Genomic DNA, 6,318 nt, shown 5'->3' on the forward strand with positions numbered 1-6,318 from the left:
GAAGGCTATACAACAGGCCGTCTGGATGAAAATTTTTTTAAAGAAAATGTAACGGATTTTAAAAAGCATTTCTATGTTTGCGGCCCCGACAAGATGATTGAAGATATTACACAAATACTCGAAAAACTTGGGGCTGATGTGGATGCGGTGGTTTTTGAAAAATAAAATTTCATTGAAGGCCTACAGCTGTTTTCTTTTTGAGAAATGCACTCCTTAAACTTTGACTAAGATAGTAGTAGGTACTGATGTATATCAAAACCTGTCCTTTATGTACCTGTCACCGGTGAGGTTACGTATGATGCAGATAATGACAAGTACCGATCACAAAATTTTTTCCTGCATCAAATCTCCCATTCAAAAACTTCTAAATATTTGCACAAATTATAAATGTAGACAACCAGCGTTAACTACAGAATTATTAGGGGTTATACATGCTTTTAAACAATTAGTTTCTTAGTAAATTTGACAGTATTCTCCAGCTCTTTTACGTGTAAACAATACAATATTTTTTAATATATCTCACTATTTAACAAACTTACTCAGCTAGATTAAATGCTGTATCCCTGACAATTTTTCTGTGTGGAAAAGTTAATAAGCTGTAAACCAGTGTATTAACCTGTCATGGTAATTTTACGCATCCTGTTTTAGTAGGATTTTGGAAAAAGCGGACCTATTTTTGCCTTCATCACGCAAACAACAGTGCATATAAGCAAACGCACTTAACAGCCTAATCCGATTACACTACGTAATTCCTTTTTTTCCAAAACTTTGAATAACTGTTTTAAGAAAGCCAATTCTATGAGTATTTCTTTACTAAAAACAGGACAATGAAAATGACTATTTGTAAACAAATAAGTTTGTTTAGTATGCTGGTGCTTCTTTTCAGCCAGGCACATACGCAAACGCAAAACGAATTGTTGTTACCTTATTTACTCCACGATTCGGTGGAAGCAACTACTACGGTAAACAGCGATATTGCAACAATTATTCCTTTACAAGCCAATGTTTGTAAAGCTGTGGATCAGTATATTGATGAGAATGCAGATATATTGGAGACCATCAAAAAACGTAACACTGCCGCCTTTAAAACCATACGTAAGATATTGGTAAAAGGCGGAGTACCTGCTGGGTTAATGTACCTGGCAATAGTAGAATCGGAATTAAAGAACAGTGCTACTTCCAATGCTGGTGCTGCAGGTATTTGGCAACTGATGCCTGAAACGGCAAGATCATTTGGTTTAAAAGTGAATGCTAAAATTGATCAGCGCAGGTATACTTATCAAAGCTCTGTAGCGGCGACTAATTATCTAAAAGAATTGTACAATCAGTTTGATGACTGGTTACTGGTAGTTGCTGCTTACAACTGTGGTGCAGGCAAAGTATTTAAAGCAATCAAAAAATCGGGCAGCCGTGAGTTCTGGAAAGTGCAACGATTTTTACCAGCAGAAACAAGTGCCCATGTGAAGCATTTTATAGCTACACATTTTTATTATGAAGCAAATGGAAGCGTTGTTACGCTAACTAAAAAAGAACGCATTCACTACCTTGCTTCATTGAATGAAATGGCTGTTAAAAATGATGCACCTGTTACATACGATGGCCTTACTCAACCTTCTAATTGCGCATTGATTGACCAACATCAAGAAGCAATAGTAGTGGAAGGGGGAAAATAAATATAGCACCGAAACAATTATTATTGAAAGAGCAGTTGCAGAAATGTAGTTGCTCTTTTTTATTGTTTGTTCATATGTTTTTTGGTTTCTGGCAGCATTCTCATTTCTACATAAGTGCCGGTAATATTTTCATCCTGATTGTGTTTTTCAATTTCCCTAAGTGGTACAAAACATATAGCACAGTTTTCCCCCTGTGATCGGTATTAACTTAAGCAACTTTTTCTATAATAAAAATATCCGCAAAATGAGGTAGATCAATCTGCAATACTAATAAAACAGGCATGTTAAATATAGTATCAAATATTCAGTATACTAACCTATATTAGTTCTTCCATTTAAACAAAACCAGTAATGAAAAAGCGGATCCTTTATTTTTTACTCTCTTGTATTTTATTGCACGTGAATAGCTATGGCCAGGTTGCGGATAAAAACCCTATGAAGCTTTGGTATGATCAACCTGCAACAATTTGGGAAGAAGCCTTGCCCATTGGCAACGGGCATATCGGTGCCATGGTGTTTGGCATTCCGGTACGTGAACACCTGCAGTTAAACCACGATGAGTTTTGGTCTGGCAGTCCGTACACCAATTACAACAAGCATGCAGGCCCGAAAGTATTGGATACCATCAGGAGAATGATTAATGCCGGTAAGTATGGGGAGGCGGATAAGTATGCCGCAAATTTCATTGCCGAAAAAGTTCATGGCGTAAATTACCAACCCGTAGGCGATCTATACCTCGATTTTAAAGGGCACCAGCAGTATAAAAATTTAAGGCGGGAACTGGACATTGCAAAAGCCATCTCCACCACAACCTACGAAGTGGAAGGTGTTCATTTTACAAGAACAACTTTTGCTTCATTCAGCGATCATATCATCATTGTGAAGTTAACAGCAGATCAACCCGGTAAAATTAATTTTTCAGCCAGCTTAACAACACCACAAAAAGGTAAACTGACTATCACTGGCAACAATGCATTAACGTTGTCTGCCATCGCACCGGAACACAGTGGCCTGCCCGGCGTGATACAAGTAGCCGTGAATGTACAGGTACAAAATAGCGGAGGAACGGTTGAGGCAAAAGATACCAGCATCAGTATACAATCGGCTAATAGTGCGGTCATCTATTTATCGATGGTTACCAATTTTAAAAATTATCACAGCATGATTGCTGATTCAATTAACTCCGCCAAAATTATTGCTGCCAAAGCAACTGAATTAAACAATCAGGCCCAACAAAAAATGTATGATGGGTTATTAAATGATCATATTAATGTTTACCAGCAATATTTTAACCGGGTGTATTTTGACATTGGCCAAAGCGATGCAACCTTGCTGCCTACTAATATCCGCCTGGCAAATTTTAAAGAAAGCAATGATCTGCAACTAGTGAGTTTGTATTTTCAATTTGGGCGCTATCTGCTGATTAGTTGTTCGCAACCGGGTGGGCAAGCTGCCAATTTGCAAGGGCTGTGGAATCCTCATACCGACCCGCCATGGGGCAGCAAGTACACTGATAACATCAACCTGGAAATGAATTACTGGCCGGCTGAAATTACACAGTTAACAGAAATGCACGAACCCTTGGTTTCGATGGTGAAAGACCTGGCCGTTAGTGGACAAGCCACTGCTAAAATTATGTATGGAGCTCGTGGCTGGGTATTGCACCACAATACTGATATTTTCAGGGCAACGGGTGCTATTGACGGGCCTTGGGGACTGTGGCCAACCGGCGGTGCCTGGGTATGTCAGCACATGTGGGAAAAATATTTATTCAACGGCGATAAAGGATTTTTGCAATCTATTTACCCGGCTATGAAAGGCGCCAGCCTGTTTTTTGCAGATGTGTTGTATAAAGATCCGCATACCGGTTGGCTGGTAGTATCCCCATCTGCTTCTCCTGAAAATGCGCATGATGGCAACAGTCTTTCAGCAGGTACCACCATGGACAATCAACTGGTATTTTCTTTACTCAACAACACCATTAAAGCTGCTACCATCCTACATGTTGATGCTGCTTTTATTAAAGGCCTGCAAATTAAGGCAGCCGGTATGGCGCCCATGCAAATTGGTAAATTTAACCAATTGCAGGAGTGGATTAACGATTGGGATAACCCGGAAGACAAACACCGTCACATCTCCCACTTGTGGGGCTTATATCCCGGCAGTTTAATTTCGCCGTACCGCAGCCCTAAATTATTTGAAGCTGCCAAAACATCGTTGCTCCATAGGGGCGATATATCAACCGGTTGGTCGATGGGATGGAAAGTGAACGTATGGGCCAGGTTACTTGACGGCAATCATGCGTATAAATTAATTACTAACCAGCTAACACCCACGGGTGTAAATAAAGAAGGCGGCGGCACATATCCTAACCTGTTTGATGCACATCCGCCCTTCCAAATTGATGGCAATTTTGGCTGCACAGCCGGCATTGCAGAGATGTTATTGCAATCGCATGATGGTGCCATGCATGTGCTGCCTGCCTTACCCGACCAATGGCAAAACGGTGCGATGCATGGCCTGAAAGCACGTGGCGGCTTTATCGTAAATATGGATTGGCAGAACGGGCAGTTGAAAAAACTTGTCATTACTTCCACCATTGGCGGTAACTGCCGCATTAGAAGCTATCAATCAATTCAACTGAAAGGCGCCCTTAAGGTTGAGCAGCATACGGCCGCTAACCCCAATCCATTCTATGCCGTTTTGCCAATAAAAGCACCTGTTGTAGCAGCTACTGCAACGCCTGCTGATCCAATTTTGAAAAAGGTGTATGAATATGATTTGCCAACTGTAGCGGGTAAAACTTACGAGTTTGAGTTTTGATAAAAACGGGATTTTTTATCTTAATTTTAAAAGGGTGATATCAGAAGAAAAATACTTCTGCCTATTTGTGCATTAATGGAAAAGAAAAGAAAGAAGAACCGGGGAATCGGTACAATTTTTAGTCTGATAGGCGTTCGTAAATTTTACCGTTTTCTAATAATTTAATACCACTACTGGTATTAAACCTTGTTCTAACAAATGAATCTTTCTCATAGTCTAATTTTCGTTTTACTGAGAAATGTAAATGAGGACTTAATGTAAATCCAGTGCTGCCACTATACCCAATCAATTGCCCTTTGGCGACAAGCCCACTTTTTACAACGACACCATTTTTTTTCAAATGCCAGTAACAACCAAAACTTCCATCATTGTGTTTTACAATTATAAAATTTGCTTTCTTTTCATAACCTGGAAAAGGCCCACCTTCATCGCTGTCGTCTTCAAATGTATAAATAACACCCTCTCTCGCTGCACAAACGGGTGTACCTTCCGGCATATAAAAATCTAAAGCCGCTATATTCTTGTGTGAAAACAATCCTCCATAACCTTGTACGATCCTATGCTTTGTTCCCTTTTTAAAAGGAAGGTTGTAAGTATAAGTATCAATATTTTTTGTAACCCTGCTTCCAATTAATGAAAATAAAAAAAGACCAGCAACAATTATAAAGAGAATAAGAAGCGACATTTTTAGTATTAATTTCCAGCTTGCTGAATTTGCCATTTGTTTTAAATTGGGGTAAGCTTCTCTTAAATTAGTATAAATCAAAAATAGAAAAAAGTATTTTGCGATACTAATTTGTTGCCATAAATGCTGATTAATTATTTACAATAACTTGTGTATAGACATTGCCTCTACATTTTTTAAATAGCAGGTTCTGTGTCTTTGTTGGTAACTTTTTTCTTCTGCAAAATATTTTTTAATTTTTTAAAAGTTCGAAAAATAAGAAGGTAATTACCTACCGTATAAGCAACTCTTTTGATTACATACCAACAACCGCTAAAAATGATTTAATTTAAACCCTTAAACAATAATTGAAAATAATAACAGCATGATCAATGAGCCCTATTATATTTTGGCGGGAGAAGAGGGCTTTAAAGGCAGACTGCTCGATGCGTATTTGGCAGCAGGTTATTACAGGATGATGCACACCATATTTACCACTCACTACACTCAGGTAATTATAGAAGGTGCGCCGATGCCTGTATTCTGGTTGCGCACACAAGTTCAAAAAATAAAAGAGAACAGGAAAGCTATCGCCATTCGCAGGCAATGCGCCCTCTTTACAATAACTATTAAAAAAGCTGTGGTTACCGGAGAGGTAGAAGACCTCTATAGCCTTTACTACAACAGCATTGATTTTAGTACGGCTTCTACCTGCTACAACTGTATACACGACAAGGATATGCCCAATCCTTTTGACTCTATGATGATTGAGATAAGGGATAAGGGTATTCTTATTGCGGCAGGATATTTTGACCTTGGACAAAATTCTATTGCCGGGATCCTTAATTTTTATCACCCGGCTTACAAAAAATACAGCCTGGGTAAATACCTAATGCTACAAAAAATTGATTACGCCCTGGCAAATAACATAGCCTGGTATTATACCGGCTATATTGGCACCAGCTTTACTAAGTTCGATTATAAATTATTTCCTGATACTGTAGCCATTGAAGTGTACCTGCCGGTGGAAAGAAAATGGGTGCCTTATGAAATGATGGGCAAACCCGGACTGGAAGGTTATTGGGCGAACATATTGAAGGATGAAGTTTGATAGATTTTATTTTACTCCGGCATTTTTTACGGAACACCAATAGCTGC

4 protein-coding genes are annotated in these 6,318 nt (G+C 39.0%); 3 read left to right on the top strand and 1 reads right to left on the bottom strand.

Going from position 1 to position 6,318, the window contains the following annotated elements; translation table 11 throughout:
- Positions 1-827 precede the first annotated feature (827 nt).
- Together H7254_RS19250 and H7254_RS19255 are read left to right on the top strand one after the other, a co-directional pair.
- Positions 828-1,673, top strand: a complete 846-nt coding sequence (locus tag H7254_RS19250; protein WP_301934518.1) for a lytic transglycosylase domain-containing protein — start codon at positions 828-830, stop codon at positions 1,671-1,673.
- A gap of 351 nt (positions 1,674-2,024) precedes the next feature.
- Positions 2,025-4,496: a glycoside hydrolase family 95 protein gene (locus H7254_RS19255; protein WP_301934519.1), complete on the top strand. Its 2,472-nt coding sequence runs from the start codon at positions 2,025-2,027 to the stop codon at positions 4,494-4,496.
- A gap of 118 nt (positions 4,497-4,614) precedes the next feature.
- Here H7254_RS19255 and H7254_RS19260 read toward each other — a convergent pair whose 3' ends face one another.
- Positions 4,615-5,217 carry a M23 family metallopeptidase gene (locus H7254_RS19260; RefSeq protein WP_301934520.1) on the bottom strand — a complete coding sequence of 201 codons (603 nt, stop codon included), beginning with the start codon at positions 5,215-5,217 and terminating at the stop codon, positions 4,615-4,617.
- 328 nt (positions 5,218-5,545) lie between these two features.
- On the opposite strand from H7254_RS19260, the gene H7254_RS19265 reads away from it, so the two are divergent.
- Entirely contained in the window at positions 5,546-6,271 is a 726-nt protein-coding gene (locus H7254_RS19265; RefSeq protein ID WP_301934521.1) for a hypothetical protein, read from the top strand.
- Positions 6,272-6,318: the final 47 nt, after the last annotated feature.

The sequence above is a fragment of the Ferruginibacter sp. genome (assembly GCF_014377975.1).
Classification (GTDB): domain Bacteria; phylum Bacteroidota; class Bacteroidia; order Chitinophagales; family Chitinophagaceae; genus Ferruginibacter.